This window comes from Stenotrophomonas sp. STEN008, assembly GCF_056760435.1.
Genome location: NZ_JBRRET010000022.1, coordinates 23462 through 41342, shown reverse-complemented (window position 1 = coordinate 41342; position 17881 = coordinate 23462). Strand labels below are relative to the sequence as shown.

15 protein-coding genes are annotated in these 17881 nt (G+C 67.0%); 12 read left to right on the top strand and 3 right to left on the bottom strand.

Translation table 11 applies throughout. The annotated features are described in order from the left end of the window. Positions 1-51: 51 nt before the first annotated feature. From ACVOME_RS12010 to ACVOME_RS11980, 7 genes are all read left to right on the top strand, one after another. Positions 52-537: a GNAT family N-acetyltransferase gene (locus tag ACVOME_RS12010; protein WP_053515463.1), complete on the top strand. Its 486-nt coding sequence runs from the start codon at positions 52-54 to the stop codon at positions 535-537. After that, complete coding sequence (gene epmA / locus ACVOME_RS12005; protein ID WP_263174980.1) at positions 534-1490, top strand: EF-P lysine aminoacylase EpmA; 957 nt, start codon at positions 534-536, stop codon at positions 1488-1490. Before ACVOME_RS12010 ends, epmA begins: the two co-directional genes overlap by 4 nt. A 139-nt stretch (positions 1491-1629) precedes the next feature. Continuing rightward, positions 1630-2358 (top strand): DUF3011 domain-containing protein, encoded by a 729-nt coding sequence (locus tag ACVOME_RS12000; RefSeq protein WP_080375199.1) that lies wholly within the window; start codon positions 1630-1632, stop codon positions 2356-2358. A 47-nt stretch (positions 2359-2405) separates the two neighbouring features. Then, the gene (mtnA, locus tag ACVOME_RS11995) at positions 2406-3470 is read left to right on the top strand and encodes an S-methyl-5-thioribose-1-phosphate isomerase (protein ID WP_065176042.1); all 1065 of its coding nucleotides are present in this window, start codon (positions 2406-2408) and stop codon (positions 3468-3470) included. A gap of 247 nt (positions 3471-3717) precedes the next feature. Beyond that, positions 3718-6432, top strand: a complete 2715-nt coding sequence (gene gyrA / locus ACVOME_RS11990) for a DNA gyrase subunit A (RefSeq protein WP_481505126.1) — start codon at positions 3718-3720, stop codon at positions 6430-6432. Between the two features lie 132 nt (positions 6433-6564). Next, positions 6565-9090, top strand: a complete 2526-nt coding sequence (locus tag ACVOME_RS11985) for a membrane-bound PQQ-dependent dehydrogenase, glucose/quinate/shikimate family (RefSeq protein WP_065176041.1) — start codon at positions 6565-6567, stop codon at positions 9088-9090. A gap of 112 nt (positions 9091-9202) precedes the next feature. Continuing rightward, a complete protein-coding gene (locus ACVOME_RS11980) occupies positions 9203-9673 on the top strand; it encodes an REP-associated tyrosine transposase (RefSeq protein WP_459062167.1) in 471 nt (156 codons plus the stop codon). A 15-nt stretch (positions 9674-9688) separates the two neighbouring features. On the opposite strand, the gene ACVOME_RS11975 is transcribed toward ACVOME_RS11980, so the two are convergent. After that, complete coding sequence (locus ACVOME_RS11975) at positions 9689-10081, bottom strand: DUF3037 domain-containing protein (protein WP_481505125.1); 393 nt, start codon at positions 10079-10081, stop codon at positions 9689-9691. Then, entirely contained in the window at positions 10059-10835 is a 777-nt protein-coding gene (locus tag ACVOME_RS11970) for a HipA family kinase (RefSeq protein WP_053515477.1), read from the bottom strand. Before ACVOME_RS11970 ends, ACVOME_RS11975 begins: the two co-directional genes overlap by 23 nt. Positions 10836-11056: 221 nt before the next feature. Here ACVOME_RS11970 and ACVOME_RS11965 point away from each other — a divergent pair, with 221 nt between their 5' ends. From ACVOME_RS11965 to ACVOME_RS11955, 3 genes are all read left to right on the top strand, one after another. Then, on the top strand, positions 11057-11386 hold the full coding sequence (locus tag ACVOME_RS11965; RefSeq protein ID WP_053515479.1) for a hypothetical protein: 330 nt from the start codon (positions 11057-11059) through the stop codon (positions 11384-11386). A 125-nt stretch (positions 11387-11511) separates the two neighbouring features. Further along, positions 11512-13974 (top strand): prolyl oligopeptidase family serine peptidase, encoded by a 2463-nt coding sequence (locus ACVOME_RS11960; protein WP_197571576.1) that lies wholly within the window; start codon positions 11512-11514, stop codon positions 13972-13974. Positions 13975-14076: 102 nt separating this feature from the next. Then, positions 14077-14832 (top strand): hypothetical protein, encoded by a 756-nt coding sequence (locus tag ACVOME_RS11955; RefSeq protein ID WP_481505124.1) that lies wholly within the window; start codon positions 14077-14079, stop codon positions 14830-14832. Positions 14833-14955: 123 nt separating this feature from the next. On the opposite strand, the gene ACVOME_RS11950 is transcribed toward ACVOME_RS11955, so the two are convergent. Next, positions 14956-15939 (bottom strand): hypothetical protein, encoded by a 984-nt coding sequence (locus ACVOME_RS11950; protein WP_065182916.1) that lies wholly within the window; start codon positions 15937-15939, stop codon positions 14956-14958. 138 nt (positions 15940-16077) lie between these two features. Between ACVOME_RS11950 and ACVOME_RS11945 the strand changes: the two genes are divergently transcribed. Then, positions 16078-17040, top strand: a complete 963-nt coding sequence (locus ACVOME_RS11945) for a DUF2268 domain-containing putative Zn-dependent protease (RefSeq protein ID WP_053515484.1) — start codon at positions 16078-16080, stop codon at positions 17038-17040. A gap of 30 nt (positions 17041-17070) precedes the next feature. Next, on the top strand, positions 17071-17862 hold the full coding sequence (locus tag ACVOME_RS11940) for an SGNH/GDSL hydrolase family protein (protein ID WP_481505123.1): 792 nt from the start codon (positions 17071-17073) through the stop codon (positions 17860-17862). Positions 17863-17881: the final 19 nt, after the last annotated feature.

Here is a 17881-nt window from a genome sequence, read left to right as displayed (position 1 = left end):
GACCCCGCCGGGCGTGACATGCGCCCGGCCCGAAACAGCAAAGGATTCCCGATGCAGACTGCCCCGCTGGACTTCCGCCTGGCCACCCGCGCCGACGAGGAACTGCTGATCTCGCTGATGCGCGCGTTCTACGCCGAGGACAGGATCGAGTTCGACGACGTGCGCGTGCGCCGCGGTGTCGATGCACTGCTGGCCGATCCGCGCAACGGCGAAGTACTGCTGTGGCTGGACGAAGCCGGTCAGGTGGTCGGCTATGCGGTGATCGCGATGGGCTTCAGCCTGGAGCAGGGCGGGCATTTCATGCTGCTTGACGAGCTCTATCTGGGGCCGCGGGCGCGCGGCCGTGGCCGGGGCAAGCAGGCGCTGGCCATCTGCGAACAGCGTGCGCGCGGACGCGGGGTCAGCCGCCTGCGCCTGGAGGTGAACCACCACAACGAACTGGCGCGTCGGCTGTACCTGGCCAGTGGCTACATCGATGACACCCGCGACCTGCTGACCCTGCCGCTGGATCACCCGCGCCCGGAGGGCATCCTGTGAGCGACGCCCTGCGGCGCAAACTGCAGCAGCGTGCCGCGCTGAACGCGCTGGTGCGCCGCTTCTTCGCAGAGCGTGACGTGCTGGAGGTGGAGACACCGATCCTGTCGGTGGCCGGTAATACCGAGCCCAACATCGACAGCTTCCATACCGACTTCAGCGGCCATGTCGACGCCGGCGGCCGCCGTCGCTGGCTGCGTACGTCGCCGGAGTACCCGCTCAAGCGGCTGCTCGCTGCCGGTGTCGGCGACTGCTACGAACTGGGGCGGGTGTTCCGCAACGGCGAGGCCGGCGGGCGCCATAACCCGGAGTTCACCCTGCTGGAGTGGTACCGGGTTGGCTGGGACCATCACCGGCTGGTGCAGGAAACCGCGGAGCTGGTCCGCCTGGCTCTGGGCCTGGTTGGACGCAGCGCCAGCCTGCGTGTGCTGAGCTACCGCGAGCTGTTCCAGCAGCAGGTGGGCGTGGATCCGTTCCAGACCGATGAGGCCGGGCTGCGCGCTGCGCTGGGTGACGTGCATATCGACCCGGTCGGGCTGACCCGCGACGACTGGCTGGATCTGCTGATGACCCATCGCATCCAACCGCATTTCGATGACGCAGTCATGACCGTTGTCCACGACTGGCCGGCGAGCCAGGCAGCACTGGCCCGCATCCGCCCTGGTACGCCGCCGCTGGCCGAGCGGTTCGAGCTGTACCTGGGGGCCGTGGAGCTGGCCAACGGCTATCACGAACTGAACGATGCCGACGAACAACGGGCGCGTTTCCAGCACGACCTGCAGCGCCGCCATGCGCGCGGGCAGGTGCAGCCGGCGCTGGACGAGGCACTGCTGGCGGCGCTGCCCGCGATGCCTGCGTGTGCGGGAGTTGCGGTCGGCATCGATCGCCTGTTGATGGCGATGAACCGCACGCCCCGCATCGCCGACGTGCTGGCCTTCGATTTCGCCGGCGCCTGAGCGCACGCGGCTTTCTGAACCAGACAGACTGAACGGATTGCCGCGTCCGCGCGCTTGATTCAGCAAGCACGATGATGCTCTCATCACTCCCGATGCCAGACACTGGCATGGCAGTTCGTCCAGTCCTATGGGGAAGGCTTTGGTCAAGTGGTTTGCGGTTGTGGCGGCACCGGTCTACTCCATTGCGATGTGGGGAGTGCTGACGCCGTTGCCGGCATCGGCGCAGCAGGCCGGCTATGACGGCGAAGTCGTCACCTGCGAGTCACGCGACATGGCCTGGGTGCACTGCGATATCGATGTCAGCAACGGCGTCGATCTGGTTCGCCAGTTGTCCAGCAACAGCTGTATCCGTGGCAGCGAATGGGGCACCGACCGCAGCGGCGTGTGGGTCACGCTCGGCTGCCGTGCCGAGTTCCGGGCGCGCCCGGCGCAGGGAGTGGCTGCTGCCGAGCCAGGCAGCAAGCGCAAGGTGCGCCGCGTGGTCCGCTGTGAATCCAATGGCCGTCCGCAGAGTTGTCCGGTGCGTCTGGACGGCGCACCGGTGCGCCTGCTGCGGCAGCTGTCGGTGCTGCCATGCCGGGAAGGGCAGGGCTGGGGTTACAAGCGCAACGAGGTGTGGACCAGCCGAGGCTGCCAGGGTGATTTCGAGGTGGCCGATGAGGATGGCCGTTTCGTCGACGTGCCGCGCCGGTTGACCTGCGAATCCAAATCGAAGAAGCGCCGTTTCTGCGGCGCCAGCATCTCCGTCGGTGCCGCGGTGCGACAGCAGCTGTCCAGCACCGAGTGCGTGGAGGGCAGCACCTGGGGCTGGAGCCGCAACGGCATCTGGGTGGACGGCGGTTGCCGCGCCGAATTCTCGGTGAATTGAATCCGGCCGGGTGCCTGCGCGAGGGGGCGTGGCCCTACAATGGGCCCATGAACACTGCCACCGACCTCGATTACGCCCGCTACGACCACATCCGCCCGATCCTGTGGACCGGCGATGCCCTGCAACTGCTGGACCAGCGCAAGCTGCCGTTCGTGGTCGAGCATGTGGTATGCCGGGACAGCGATGAAGTCGCCGCGGCCATCCATGCCCTGACCGTACGTGGCGCCCCGGCCATCGGCATCGCGGCGGCCTGGGGCGTCGTGCTGGCAGCGCGTGAGGTGCAGGCGGCCGATGGCCCGCTCGCCCTGCAGCAGCTTGAGCCGGCGCTGCAGCGGCTGAACGCCTCACGCCCGACCGCCGTCAACCTGGCCTGGGCACTGGCGCGGATGCGTCGTTGCCTGGGCAGCGCCGGTGCGGACTGGAAGACGCTGCTTGAAGCGGAAGCGCGGGCCATCGCCGAGGAAGACCTGGCCGCCAACCGCCACATGGGGGCGCTCGGCGCCGGCCTGATCGATGCCGGCAGCGGCGTGCTGACCCACTGCAATACCGGCTCGCTGGCCACCGCCGGCTTCGGCACCGCGCTGGGCGTGATCCGCGCCGGCATGGCCCAGCACCGGATCGCCCGCGTGTTCGCCGGCGAGACCCGTCCGTGGCTGCAGGGCGCGCGCCTGACCGTCTGGGAACTGCAGCAGGATGGCATCGACGCCACCCTGATCGCCGATTCGGCCGCCTCGCACCTGATGAAGACCGGGGCCGTGCAGTGGGTGATCGTCGGCGCCGACCGCATCTGCGCCAATGGCGATACCGCCAACAAGATCGGCACCTACCAGCTGGCCATCGCCGCGCGCCACCATGGCGTGAAATTCATGGTCGTGGCGCCGTCCTCGACGGTCGACATGGAGACCGTCGACGGCAGCCAGATCGAGATCGAACAGCGCGATCCGGGCGAGCTGTACGGCGTGGGCGGGACGCGCACGGTGGCCGAAGGCATCGCCGCCTGGAACCCGGTGTTCGACGTCACCCCGGGCGAGCTGATCGACGCAATCGTGACCGAGCGCGGCGTGATCCTGAACCCGACCGTGGAGAACATGCGCGCCGCCTTCGGCGGTTGAGACGCACAGGCGGTCTGCGCCGCGGGAGCCGGGCGCATCTTCCGGGTTCGCCGCGGCCAGCCCCGGGCGTGGCCCGATGGGCCCCGTCCTGCCCCTAAGTTCCTGATTTGTGCCGGTAAAACCCCTGTAAACACAGGCGGGGAATGGTCCGATGTGGTAGTATCCACAGGTTGAATCGAGGTTCCGGCATGGTCACCCCCGCAGGTGTCCGCGCCGGACTGGACCGCTACCAGACAACGGAACCCGAATGGCAGAAACCGCCAAGGAAATCATCCAGGTCAACCTGGAAGACGAGATGCGCAAGAGCTACCTCGATTACGCCATGAGCGTGATCGTGGGCCGCGCGCTCCCGGATGCGCGCGATGGCCTCAAGCCGGTGCATCGCCGCGTGCTGTACGCGATGAACGAGCTCAACGCGCACAGCAACAAGCCCTACTTCAAGTCGGCGCGTATCGTCGGTGACGTCATCGGTAAGTACCATCCGCATGGCGATCAGTCGGTGTACGACACGCTGGTGCGCCTGGCCCAGCCGTTCTCGCTGCGTTACATGCTGGTCGATGGCCAGGGTAACTTCGGTTCGATCGACGGTGACTCCGCCGCGGCGATGCGATACACCGAAGCGCGCATGTCGCGCCTCGCGCATGAGCTGATGGCCGACATCGACAAGGAAACCGTCGATTTCCAGCCCAACTACGACGAGAAGGAACTGGAGCCGACGGTCATGCCGACCCGGTTCCCGAACCTGCTGGTCAACGGTTCGGCCGGTATCGCGGTGGGCATGGCGACCAACATCCCGCCGCACAACCTGAGCGAATCGATCAATGCCTGCATCGCGCTGATCGACAACCCGGAAATCGACGTCGACGGCCTGATGGAGTACATCCCGGGCCCGGATTTCCCGACTGCGGGCATCATCAACGGCACCGCCGGCATCGTCGCCGGCTACCGTACCGGCCGTGGCCGCGTGCGCATCCGCGCCAAGGCGGATATCGAAGTGGCCGACAACGGCCGCGAATCGATCATCGTCACTGAAATTCCTTACCAGGTGAACAAGGCGCGTCTGATCGAGAAGATCGCCGAGCTGGTCAAGGAAAAGAAGATCGAAGGCATCAGCGAGCTGCGCGATGAGTCCGACAAGGACGGCATGCGCATCTACATCGAGATCAAGCGCGGTGAATCTGCCGAGGTTGTGCTGAACAACCTGTACCAGCAGACGCAGATGGAATCGGTGTTCGGCATCAACATGGTGGCGCTGGTCGACGGCCGCCCGCAGTTGATGAACCTCAAGCAGATGCTGGAGGCATTCGTCCGCCACCGTCGCGAGGTGGTCACCCGCCGCACCGTGTTCGAGCTGCGCAAGGCGCGTGCCCGTGCCCACGTGCTGGAAGGCCTGACCGTCGCGCTGGCCAACATCGACGAGATGATCGAGCTGATCAAGACCTCGCCCAATCCCAACGAGGCGCGCGAACGCATGCTCGCCCGCCTGTGGGAGCCGGGCCTGGTCGGGGCCATGCTGGGCGCCGCCGGTGCCGAGGCCTCGCGTCCGGAAGACCTGCCCAAGGGCGTGGGGCTGATCGAGGGCGGCTACCAGCTGACCGAGATCCAGGCCACCCAGATCCTGGAAATGCGCCTGCACCGCCTGACCGGGCTGGAGCAGGATCGCCTGACCGACGAGTACAAGCAGCTGCTGGAAGTGATCGCCGGTCTGATCCACATCCTGGAAGATCCCGATCGCCTGCTGCAGGTGATCCGCGAGGAGCTGGTCAGCGTCAAGGCCGAGTTCGGCGACGAGCGTCGCACCGAGATCCGCCACAGCGAAGAAGACCTGGACATCCTCGACCTGATCGCCCCGGAAGACGTGGTGGTCACCCTGTCGCACGCCGGCTACGTCAAACGCCAGCCGGTCAGCGCCTACCGCGCCCAGCGTCGTGGCGGCCGTGGCCGCAGCGCGGCGGCGACCAAGGAAGAGGATTTCATCGAACAGCTGTGGCTGGTCAACACGCACGACACCCTGTTGACCTTCACCAGTTCAGGCAAGGTGTTCTGGCTGCCGGTGTACCAGCTGCCCGAAGCCGGCTCCAACGCACGCGGCCGGCCGATCATCAACTGGATTCCGCTGGAACCGGGTGAGCGCGTACAGGCCGTGTTGCCGGTGCGCGAATACGCCGATGGCCAGTTCGTGTTCTTCGCCACGAAGAACGGCACGGTCAAGAAGACCCCGCTGGGCGAATTCGCCTTCCGTCTGGCCCGCGGCAAGATCGCGATCAACCTTGACGAGGGCGATGCGCTGGTTGGCGTCGGCCTGACCGATGGCGAGCGTGACATCCTGCTGTTCGCCTCCAACGGCAAGACCGTGCGTTTCGGCGAGGACAAGGTCCGCTCGATGGGCCGTACCGCCACCGGCGTGCGCGGCATCAGGATGCCGCCCGGCGAGGAAGTGGTCAGCCTGATCGTGGCCGAGAGTGCCGGTGGTGCCGAGGACGAGAACGAGGACGACAACGGTATCGAGGAAGCGGTCGCCAATGGCGATGCGGTGATCGACGGTGCCGACGACGCCAACCTGCAGTACATCCTCACCGCCACCGAGAATGGTTACGGCAAGCGCACCCCGCTGCCGGACTATCCGCGCAAGGGGCGTGGTACCCAGGGCGTGATCGGCATCCAGACCACCGAGCGCAACGGCAAGCTGGTCGCCGCGGTGCTGATGGGCTCCAGCGATGAAGTGCTGCTGATCTCCGATGGCGGCACGCTGGTGCGCACGCGCGGTTCGGAAATCAGCCGCGTGGGCCGCAACACCCAGGGCGTCACCCTGATCCGCCTGTCCAAGGACGAGAAGCTGCAGGCGGTGGAGCGCATGGATGCCTCGATCGACGAGGACGAGGACGAGGTGGCCGCGGTCGCCCCGGCCCCGGCCGAAGGCGCCCCGGCTGCCACCGGCAGCGAGGATGCCGCGCAGGAGTGATCCGGTCGCGCTGACGAGGTACCCGACGACGCCGGCCCCGTGCGGGCGTCGTCGTATGCGGGAGCATGGAATACGCACGCGCTTCACGGCGGCGGTGGGATAAGGGCAGCATGCTGCTCCCGGAGATCGCCGATGTCCGCCACGCCGCAGTCCGCGCCGGCGCCTGTGCGCCGCCACCCCCTGGTCACGGTCCTGTCGCTGCTTCTGGTCATCCTGGGCCTGGTGATCGGCGGGCTGGGTGCATGGCTGTTCCAGCTGGGTGGCTCGGCCTATTACCTCATCGCCGGCTGTGGCCTGCTGGCCAGCGGCATTCTGCTGTGGCTCAACCGTCGCAGCGGTGCGCTGCTGTACGCGCTGGTGTTCGTCGGCACGCTGCTGTGGACGGGGTGGGAATCGGGCAGCGATTACTGGCGCTGGGTGCCACGGCTGGGGCTGGTCACCGCGCTGGGCATCGTTCTGGCGCTGCTGACGCCGACGTTGCGCGCGCCGCTGTCCAAACGGCTGTCGTGCAGCATCGCCGCCGTGTTGCTGCTGGTGTTCGTCGGCGCGTTTGCCCTGGCGTTCAGTCCGCACGGCAGCGTGGACGGCCATGCGCCGTTCCCGGAAGCAGCCTTCAGCGCAGGCCTGGAGCCGACCCGCGACACCACCGGCCTGCAGCCGGCCGACCAGCCCGCCGAGGGTGACTGGCCCGCCTGGGGCCGCAGCAACGCCGCCACCCGCTTCTCGCCGCTGCAGCAGATCACGCCCGCCAACGTGGCTACCCTGCAACTGGCCTGGCAGTTCCGCACCGGCGACCTGCCGAAGAAGCGCTGGGGTGCCGAGACCACGCCGTTGAAGATCGGCGACCGGCTGTACCTGTGCACGGCACGCAACCGCCTGATCGCCCTCGAGGCCAGCACTGGCAAGGCGCTGTGGCGGTTCGATCCAAAGGTGAAGGACGCCTCCATTCCGTACACCGCCGCCTGCCGTGGGGTGTCCTACTACGAGCAGCCCGCCGTGCCGGTATTCGCCGATGCGGCATTGGCGGATGTGGCTGCCGATCTCGCCTTGCCCCTGCCACCTCCCAGCGTTCGACCGGGCGCGGCGGCGGGCGCGCGGCCTGCCTGCTGGGCGCGCGTCATCGAAGGCACGCTGGACGGACGCATCATCGCAGTGGATGCCGACAGCGGTCGGCCGTGCGTCAATTTCGGCAACAACGGCCAGATCGACATCACCCTCGACATGGGCGAGGTGCCGCCGGGCTATGTCTCGATCACCTCGCCGCCGGCCATCGTGCGCGGCGTGATCGTCACCGGTCACCAGGTGCTGGACGGGCAGCGCCGTGACGCGCCTTCCGGCGTGATCCAGGCCTATGACGCGATCACCGGCAAGCTGCGCTGGGCGTGGGACATGGAGCGGCCCGAGCGCACCGGTCCGCCACCCCGCGAGCAGGTCTATACCCGGGGTACGCCGAACATGTGGACCACCGCCACCGGCGATGAACAACTGGGCCTGGTCTACCTGCCGTTGGGCAATGCCGCCGGCGACTACTGGAGCGGCTCGCGCAGCGAGCAACAGAACCGCTATGCCACCTCGCTGGTGGCACTCGACGTGGCCACCGGCAAGCCGGTCTGGCATTTCCAGGCCGTACGCAAGGATGTCTGGGACTACGACCTCGGTTCGCAGGCCAGCCTGATCGATTTTCCGACCGCGGCAGGCAAGGTGCCCGCGATCCTGCTGCCGACCAAGCAGGGTGACCTGTACATCCTCGACCGGCGCAACGGCCGGCTGCTGACACCTGCCGAAGAGCGCAGGGTTCCGCAGGGCGGCGTGGAACCGGAGCAGCGCTCACCGACGCAGCTGTTCTCGCTCTATCACACCCTGCGGCGCGAGCAGCCGCTGACCGAGCGTGACATGTGGGGCATCACGCCGATCGATCAGCTGGTCTGCCGCATCCAGTTCCGCAGGGCGCACTACCAGGGCTTCTACACGCCGCCCACCAGTGATCGCCATTCCATCGAGTATCCCGGTTACAACGGTGGCTCGGACTGGGGTGGCGTGGCCATCGATACCCGCCGGGGCGTGATCGTGGCCAACTACAACGACATGCCCAACTACAACCGGCTGGTACCGCGTGCCGAGGCCGACCGGCGGGGATGGCTGCCGCGTGAGCAGATCCGCGCCGACCGCGGCGCTGGCGAAGGGGCAGGCGACCCGCAGGTGGGTACGCCGTATGCCATCGACGTCAATGCAGGATGGCGGCTGCCATTGACCGGCCTGTCGTGCAAACAGCCGCCGTATGGCGGCATCCGCGCGATCGATCTGCGCACGGGCACGCTGCTGTGGGACCGGCCGTTCGGAAGCGCGCGCGGCAACGGCCCATTCGGCATCCGCTCCGGCCTGCCGATCGAGATCGGAACGCCCAACAATGGCGGTGCGGTGATCACTGCCAGCGGCCTGGTGTTCATCGCCGCCGCGACCGACGATCTGCTGCGCGCCATCGATCTGAAGACGGGCCGGGAACTGTGGCATGCCAGGCTGCCTGCCGGGGGCCAGGCCACCCCGATGATCTACGAGCAGGGGGGACGCCAGTACGTGGTGATCGTCGCGGCAGGCCATCACTTCATGGAGACCCGTCCCGGCGATTACGTGATGGCGTTTGCCCTGCCCGAACATTGAGCATCGTTCGCGGCGGGGCCTGTCCGCCGATTCCCGGAAGCGGCCATTTCCCACCCGATGACGTGGTGTCCACCGATGCAGTAGCGGTGTGCCGGCGGGCACGCTGTTGCGCATGCCCAGCCTGTCGAACCCTGTCAGCCGCGAGCCCATCATGGGCAATGTCCATCTGCTCACGTTGACCTGCTGCAATCGACAGCGCCTGTTCGAGAACGCGGCGCATGCGGATGTCGCGATGCAGCTGTTGGCTGCGATGGACCGCGAGGGGCTGACCACCTCGCTGGCCTGGCTTGTCATGCCCGACCACGTGCGATGGCTGGCGCAGCTGCGTGGCTATCCACCCGGATACTGCGTACAGCGCTTCAAGGCGCGCAGCAGCTTCCTGATCAACCGCCATCGCGGCCGCAACGGAGCGGTCTGGCAGGCCGGCTATTTCGATCAGGTGATCGACAATGATGCTTCGTTGCCTGTGCGGGCCCGGCAGGTGCTCGCTCACCCGGTCAGTGCGGGGCTGGCCAGGCAGGTGGGCGAGTATCCCCATGGCTGGTGTCGCTGGCCGCTGCAGGACGCCGCGATTGCGCGGTAGTGGCGGGCTGCCGTGTTACTGCGGCACCCGTACCATCCTCGTCATCAAGTGTTCGACCACACCCGCCGGGTTGGCTGTGCGGCCCACATGCGTGCTGGACATCTGCACGATCGAGCTGCGTTTGGCAGTGAGGAAATGGAAGCGTGCGCGTGCCGGAAGCTGCGCTATGGGGCCGGCGGTGGCATCGCCGCGGCAGATGGCCACGATGGCATCCAGCCACGGTTGCAGCGCCTGCTGGTCCAGCGCCGGTGCGAACGCCTGCAGGCGTGCCGGGTCGATCTCGATGGCTGCTTCCAGATGACGCGCATCGGGACAGGACACGATCACCCCGACGTTGATGAATTCCTCGCGCTCCACCCGCGGTACAACGCGGATGACCGCATAGTCATACGTGTGCAGCGTGGGCACGGATGGCCTCCTGCACGAACACCGCACGCACCTTCAGGCGATGCTTGAGATAGTCGATGTAGCCCTGGCGGTAAGCCTGAGGGCTGTCGAACGCCGGCTCGTTGACCAGCCAGCTGTCTGGCACGAGGCCGACGATCCGCTCGATCTCGGCATCGGTCAGGCGAGCCGCCAGCTCGGCATCCACCTCGGCGATGCGGCTGGCGAACGACAGCAGCACGTGGTCGCGGATCAGCACGAACGGCCTTTCGCACGCATCGCCGGCGTTGGCCCAGTCGTGGTGGAAATACATCGCTGCACCGTGGTCGATCAGGTACAGCTGGCGGTGCCACACCATCAGGTTCGGGTTGCGCGTGGTGCGATCGACATTGCTGGTGAATGCATCGAACCAGACGATGCGCGACGCCAGGTCGGCGTCCACCGGCATGGCCGCCGGGTCGTAGTTGATCGCGCCGGGCAGGTAATCCAGGCCCAGGTTCAGGCCCTCGCTGGCGCGGATCAGTTCCTGGATCTCCGGATCCGGTTCGGTACGCGCGAACTCGCTGTCCAGTTCGACGAACAGCAGTTCGGGAATCGGCAGGCCCAGGGTACGGGCCATTTCACCTGCGATCAGTTCGGCGATCAGGGCCTTGGGCCCCTGGCCCGCACCCCGGAACTTGAGTACGGCCATGCCGTCGTCGTCGGTCTCGACCACGGCCGGCAGGGAGCCGCCCTCCCGCAGGGGCGTAATGTAACGAAGAGCATTCACGGTGCGCATGCACGCATTCTAGCGTGGCACACGGTGCTGCATCGCATGCGCCGCAGAGCACACGCCGCGCATGCCGACGCAACGCAGGCAATGCTGAATGCACGCTGCGCAATGTGCCGCGCTTCACACGATCCTCCGGACGGCGCGGGCAACATGCTGTCCATGGCGTTCGCGGAAACGCCGCGCGGATCCTGCTCCACGATGTCTCCACCAGATGCGGAGGTACAGGGATGAGCGACCAACTGAATGCGGCACTGCCGCCTCTGGATGATGCCAAGGCCGAAGAAATGATCGGCAAGGTAGTGCTGGTGGGCGTCACCCGTTACGGCGGTGACGGGCAGGTTCAAGGGCTAGAGCAGTATGCCGGCACGGTGCTGCGCATCAGCGCGTTCGAAGGCGTGGTGCTTGCCGACGAGAACGATGGCCACGAGCGCTACCTGCCGCCCATGCTCGACCAGTACCTGCCAGCCCAGCCGGGCGAGTACTGCATGCGCTCCACCGGGATGATCGTGGTGGACCCGGACTATCTGGCCACCTGGGACCTGCACGCCCGGCAGTAGTGACCCGGCCTGCGCTTTGCCTTATCCGGTGACTAGCCCATCCGGCCCATTGAACGCGGGCCGGGCGGTGCTAGATTCGGCGCATGCCCGCCTCGCGGGCAGCCCGACACTACCAGGGGATAAGGATGCTCATCCGTCGTACCTCTCTGGCGGCTGCCATTGCCGTCGTTGCCGTCACGCTGTTGTCTGCAGGCCCGGCATGGGCCGACTATGCCAAGCCGCCGGAGCATCTGCTGAAGGTGCTGAAGGCACCGCCGCCGCCAATGCCGAACGTGGACCCCAGTGGCCAGCGTCTGTTGCTGACCACCGCGCAGACCTATCCGTCGATCAGCCGGGTGGCGCAGCCCTACCTGAAACTGGCCGGCGTGCGCTTGGAGCCGAAGAACCGCAGCCGTCATGACACGCCCGGAGGCTATGGCATACCGGCCTGCGTGGCCGACTTCACCCTGGTCGAGATCGGCAGCGGCAAGGAGACCAAGGTCAACCTGCCGCAGGGCTGCGCCGGTGGCGCGCTGTGGTCGGCCGACGGCAGCCACTTCGCGTTCCAGAATGCAGTCGAGACCAGCGTGCAGCTGTGGGTGGGCGATGCCGCCACCGGTCAGGTCAAGCAGGTACCGAACGTCCAGCTGAACCCGATTTTCGGCAGCACCGTGCAGTGGCTGGGTGGCAGCCAGGCACTGCTGGTGAAGCTGGTACCGGCCAACCAGGGGCCGGCGCCGTCCAATGGCGGCGTGCCGACCGGACCCGATGCACAGGAGTCGCTCGGCAGCAGTGGCGAGAGCAGCACCTACGAGGCACGCGACACGCTGACCAGCGTGCATGATGAAGCGTTGTTCGCCTACTACGGGGCCTCGCAGCTGGCGGTGGTGGATACCGCGGCGGGCACCGTGCGAACGGTCGGCCAGCCGGCCATCTACAACGATGTCAGTGCGGCGCCAGACGGCGTGCATGTGCTGACCGAGTCGATCAAGCCACCGTTCTCGCATGCGGTTACCTACCAGCGTTTCGCCAACGACGTCGCGGTACTGGATGTCAGCAGTGGGCGCACGACCACCATCGCCCGCCTGCCGTTGGCCGACCGCGTGCCGGTGCACGGCGTGCCGGAGGGGCCGCGCGGTTTCGACTGGCGCTCCACCGATCCGGCGACGCTGGTGTATGCCGAAGCACTGGACAAGGGCGACTGGAAAGTGAGTGTGCCGCACCGTGACCGCGTGCTCATGCTCAAGGCGCCGTTCACCGGCAAGCCGGTGGAGATCGCGCGTACCGCGCAGCGCTTCGAAGGCATTGCCTGGACGGCGGACCCGGCCGTGTCGTTCCAGTTCGAGAATGACGAGAACCGGCACTGGGTGCAGACCCGCATCGTCGATGTGGACAAGCCCCGGCAGGAGGGCCGCCTGTTGTGGGACATGTCCAGCGACGAGCTGTACGGCGATCCGGGCAACCTGGTGTTCAAGCGCCTGCCCAATGGCGCACCGGTGGTGCGGCAGGAAGGGACGTACGTGTTCCTGCGCGGGCAGGGCGCTTCGCCGCAGGGGGATCGCCCGTTCCTGGACCGTCTGGATCTGGCCACACTGAAGAGTGAGCGCCTGTTCCGCAGCGATGCCGATGCCTACGAGCAGTTCCTGGGCTTCAGCAATACGCCCGGCCGCTACCTGACGTGGCACCAGTCGGTGATGGACCCGCCGAACGCCTTCCTGCGCCAGCAGGGCGATGCTGTGGCGGACGCCAAGCAGGGCGAGGCGCAGTACACCTCCACCGCGACGGCCCTGACGAAGCTGGTCGACCCCACGCCTGAAGTGAGGCAGATCAAGAAGCAGCTGGTGACCTACAAGCGCGCCGACGGCGTGGACCTGTCGTTCACCCTGTACACGCCGCCCGGCTACCGGGAAGGCCAGCGCGTGCCGGCCATTCTATACGCCTATCCGGCAGACTTCGCCAATGCCGCGCAGGCCGGGCAGGTCTCCGGTTCGCAGCAGACGTTCACCCGCCTGCAGCCGTACCGCCTGATGCTGCTGGCCGGCTACGCGATCATCGACAATGCCTCGTTCCCGATTGTCGGTGATCCCAGGAACGCCTACGACACCTACCTGGAGCAGTTGGAAGCCGATGCCAAGGCGGCCGTGGACAAGGCCGTCGACATGGGCGTGGTGGATCGCAACCGGATCGGCGTGACCGGCCACAGCCACGGCGGCCTGATGACCGCGAACCTGATCGCGCATACCACTCTGTTCAAGGCGGGCGTGGCGACCAGCGGCTCCTACAACAAGACCTTCACTCCGTTCGGGTTCCAGAACGAGCGGCGTTCGGTCTGGCAGGCACAGGATGTCTACCTGAAGGCATCGCCGTTCTTCTACGCCGACAAGATCAAGCTGCCGTTGCTGCTGGTGCATGGCGAGGACGATGCCAATCCGGGTACCGAGCCGTTCCAGTCGCGCAAGCTGTACCAGGCGATCCGTGGCAACGGCGGCACCACCCGCCTGGTGATGCTGCCGAACGAGCCGCACTGGTATACGGCGCTGGAGTCGAACGAGCAGCTGGTGGCGGAGATGCTCAACTGGTTCGACACCTACGTGAAGAACGCCAAGTGAGGAATGGAAAGGCCGCCCTCGGGCGGCCTTCCTGCATCCTGTGGAGCCGAGCCATGGTCGGCTGCTGTAGTACAGAGCCGGGGAAATCACATGAAGGCATGGATGTTGGCGCTCGCTCCGCTGTTGGTTTCTCCTGTGGCCACGGCGGTCCAGCGGCCGATGAGCGTGCACGTCACGTACGACTGGTCTGGCTGGGGTTCCGTATCTGAGCGCTGGGTCATCCGGCGCGATGCCTACGGCGTGACCACCCGTGTACAGGTGGTTGACGCGCCCGACGTGCAACTGCGGGTGCCGGAGCTGCTGCCGTTCGGCGCGATGTCAGCGTTCGAGGCTGCGCTGCAGGCAGCGCCGTTGACCCGCGACGCCACGGTGGATCTGATCGCTTCGCGGCTGGACCGGTCCACCATGCTGACGCTGGATCCACAGCTGCGCAGCACGCCGCCGGCCAGATGCTCGTTCGCCCAGCAGCAGGCCTGGGCACGCCGGGCGGTGGCCGGGCAAGGTCTGCAGGAGCGCGTTGCAGCGCATTTCCGCGGCCTCTGGACTGACGACCATCCCAGCATGACCGTGGTCGTAAGCCGTCCGGGCCGCCTGGAAACCGTGCTGGTGTCCACATCCCAGTACGCGATGATGCTGCCATGGAAGCGCGTGTCATCGACGAACTTCGACCAGCACGTTCTGGCAGGCGCGCAGGAGCAGTGGCGTCCGGCGTTGAGCGATGCACTGATGGCGCTGCTGCCTGCGGGGGAACCCAGCCGCGAACGTTTCAGGATCAGCTGGTTGCAGAACAGATTACGAGACGACATTGCCCAGGAGGCGCTGCGTTGCGGGGCGCTGCGCAAGGAAACCGCAGATTGATCATCCACGGATGCTCTGCGATCAGCGGTGCAGACTCGACAGCGACAGGTCGATCGCGGTGCGGCCGGACAGGCGCCCCAGCAGGGAAGTTGTCCGTGGAGAGCGCTGCCTGGGCATCCGCGCTCACGCCAGTGGCAGGCGGTCCTGCGCGTGCGAAAGGCGATCATGCAGGTCGCGCACATGCTCGGCCCTGGCATGTACCCGGGTGGTGTCGCCGAAGCTGCGCAGATAGGCGCAGGCAGCGAAGCCGTCACTCTTGCTTTCATACTCCGTAATCCAGGCCAGTCGGTCCGGATTGTCGGCCTGCTCGGCCGACCACGCGGCGGCGGGCGGGCGGATGCGGTACTTCAGGCCGACACGCCATGGTTTCGGTGTCAGCCGGGCCCGGAAGCAGTGCTGCAGCCGGCACATGCGCGCGTACAGCGTGTCGGTGCCCAGTGCGTTGAAGAACGCCTGCAGCGCCTCGTCGCCGGGGGAGAACGTGGCATGCATGGCCAGTATCCGCAGCCCGGCCGGCGTCCGGTACGCGCGCAGATGCCAGTCCGGGTGCTGCCTGCTGAAGTCCGCAACCCGCTGCAGGGCCACGCCCTCGGCGCCACCGGCAGCGGCCAGGCGACGCCTGCGTTGCATCAGCATCGCGGTATTCACCAGAGCCACGGCTGCCACGCCCAGTACCAGCCCCACCAGCCAGTGCCAGAGCAGGGTGCCGATGAGGGCAACGGCAGGCAGCAGGGTTGCCGTGATGACGACGGGCATCACACATCCTGCCGGTGGTTGCGGGTGGTCAATGTCGGCGAACAGGACGTCCGGAGTGTTCAGGCACAGCGCACCGTAGCTGTTGCGGGTGATCACCACGCCGCCATCGCGCTGCACGATCTGCTCGCGGATCGGCACGCCTTCCACGCCGTAGTTGCTGCGGACCTCGCGGCGCGGCAGTGCCTGCCCGGCGAGGATGGCATTGAGCGCTTCGTTGGCCCGGCGCTCGGCGTGTGCCTGAGCGTCGGCAGGGCTTGTGTCGGACCATCCGAAGCGACGCACGACCACCGGCCGGCCGCGGAAACGGGCCTGCAGGCGGGCTTCGGCCCAGTACGCGGGAACGATCATCATCGTGCGGTGCGCCATCATCCATGGCAGATGCCGAGGTGAGTCTGGCACAGGGGCGTAACGGCCGCACCCGCCTGCTGCGGCGAAGGGGACGCAGTGATAGATTGCCTGCCTGGCATTGTCTCCACCAAGGACGGATCGATGTTCGTTTCCCTGCGTGGCCTGCTTGCCCTGGCGCTGGCCGGGACGGCCGGCGTGGCCCATGGTGCAGCGCCCGGGCCCGAGATCCTGATTTCCGACGCCAGCCGCTTCTATGCCCTTTACGACACAACCGATGGCCAGCCCAGCGTCGCCCAGTTGGCGCAGTACCTGGCCGAAGGGACGCCCAGCCTGGGCGAGTTCGCGAGCCGGCGACGGGTCACCGCCGAGCGCATCGCCGACGCCATGCGTCGTGACCCGGCGATGTACGCCAACGGCCGGACCTGCCTGGATGAACTGCCTGCGGTACGCCAGCGGCTGGTGCAGGTGTTCGCCAATCTGCAGGCGATCTATCCGCAGGCGAGGTTTCCACCGGTCGCGATCATGGTCGGGCGCGGCCGCCCGGTCGGGCTGACCCATCCGGGAGGCGTGCTGATCGGGCTGGAAGCCCTTTGCGCGGCTGACTTCATGAACCCCAATGTGCAGGACCGCTTCGTGCATGTGATCGCGCACGAGTACGTGCACATCCAGCAGACCGGTGCGATCGATTTCGAGCAGGGTGATCCGCGTGCGACGGTGCTGCGCCTGTCACTGGCCGAAGGCGTTGCCGAGTTCATCACCGAACTGGTTTCCGGCAACGTCGGCAACGGACGCCACGCGGCATGGACGCGGGGCAGGGAAGTGCACATCGAAAGTGCATTCGCGCTGGACCTGGACAGTACCGATCTGTCGCCCTGGCTGTACAACTACACGCCCGGTTCCGACGCGCCCTACGATCTGGGCTACTGGGTGGGCTACCGCATCGCCAAGGCGTACTACCTGCAGGCCAGGGACAAGCGCGAAGCGGTGCGCGCCCTGATCGAACAGGACGATCCGAAGGCGATCCTGGCGGCCAGTGGCTGGACGCCGGGCATGTGGATGCCGGCGAAGGTGACTGGCGTGGCCGCACGCGCTGCGGCACGCTGAGTGCGGAACAGAACGCTACGGGAGATCGGCATGCGCATTCCTGCTTTGACGGCCGGCGCCATCGCGCTGGCATTGGCGATGACCGGCGGCGTGAGCGCGGCCGATGCACCCGCCATCAACCCGCTGCTGACACGGCCAGTGGAGCAGCTGCGGCCGGACGAAGTCCGTTTCATGCAGCAGCGTCTGGCGGATTGGCCACAGCTGCAGCGCTATCGTGACGCCAACGCAGCACTGCCTGCTGCCCGGCCCGGACAGCCACGCGTGGTGTTCTACGGCGACTCGATCACCGAGGGCTGGGGGGCTGAGGGCAGTGCCGCCTTCTTCCCCGGCAAGGGGTATCTCAATCGTGGCATCGGGGGCCAGACCACGGCGCAGATGCTGGTTCGCTTCCCGCAGGATGTGCTTGCGCTGCATCCCCAGGTGGTGGTGATCCTGGCCGGCACCAACGATATCGCCGGCAATACCGGCCAGGCCACGCAGGCGATGATCGAAGACAACGTGCAGGCGATGGTGGCGCTGGCGAAAGCGCAGGGCATCAGCGTGGTGCTGGCCTCGGTGCTGCCGGTCAGCGAGTACCCCTGGATGCCTGGTATCGAGCCCGCCGCGAAGGTGCTCGCATTGAACCGTGCACTGAAACGCCATGCCGACGAACAACAGCTGGTCTACCTGGATTACCACACGCCGTTGGCCAACGCGCAGGGCGGTCTGGATGCCGACCTGGCCGGCGACGGCGTGCATCCCACCACGAAAGGCTACGCGGTGATGGCACCGCTGGCCGAGGCTGCGATCGATCAGGCGCTGGCGAGGCGCGCCGCTCGGTGATGGTCGGCCGGAACATGCC

Excerpts from the sequence above, each read along its gene's own strand:
- ACVOME_RS11960 (WP_197571576.1), top strand. The coding sequence starts at position 11,512 with ATGCTCATCCGTCGTACCTCTCTGGCGGCTGCCATTGCCGTCGTTGCC.
- ACVOME_RS11970 (WP_053515477.1), bottom strand. The coding sequence starts at position 10,835 with ATGCGCACCGTGAATGCTCTTCGTTACATTACGCCCCTGCGGGAGGGC.
- mtnA (WP_065176042.1), top strand. The coding sequence starts at position 2,406 with ATGAACACTGCCACCGACCTCGATTACGCCCGCTACGACCACATCCGC.
- ACVOME_RS11945 (WP_053515484.1), top strand. The coding sequence starts at position 16,078 with ATGTTCGTTTCCCTGCGTGGCCTGCTTGCCCTGGCGCTGGCCGGGACG.
- ACVOME_RS11985 (WP_065176041.1), top strand. The coding sequence starts at position 6,565 with ATGTCCGCCACGCCGCAGTCCGCGCCGGCGCCTGTGCGCCGCCACCCC.
- ACVOME_RS11980 (WP_459062167.1), top strand. The coding sequence starts at position 9,203 with ATGCCCAGCCTGTCGAACCCTGTCAGCCGCGAGCCCATCATGGGCAAT.
- ACVOME_RS12010 (WP_053515463.1), top strand. The coding sequence starts at position 52 with ATGCAGACTGCCCCGCTGGACTTCCGCCTGGCCACCCGCGCCGACGAG.
- ACVOME_RS11950 (WP_065182916.1), bottom strand. The coding sequence starts at position 15,939 with ATGATGATCGTTCCCGCGTACTGGGCCGAAGCCCGCCTGCAGGCCCGT.
- ACVOME_RS11940 (WP_481505123.1), top strand. The coding sequence starts at position 17,071 with ATGCGCATTCCTGCTTTGACGGCCGGCGCCATCGCGCTGGCATTGGCG.
- gyrA (WP_481505126.1), top strand. The coding sequence starts at position 3,718 with ATGGCAGAAACCGCCAAGGAAATCATCCAGGTCAACCTGGAAGACGAG.
- ACVOME_RS11955 (WP_481505124.1), top strand. The coding sequence starts at position 14,077 with ATGTTGGCGCTCGCTCCGCTGTTGGTTTCTCCTGTGGCCACGGCGGTC.
- ACVOME_RS11965 (WP_053515479.1), top strand. The coding sequence starts at position 11,057 with ATGAGCGACCAACTGAATGCGGCACTGCCGCCTCTGGATGATGCCAAG.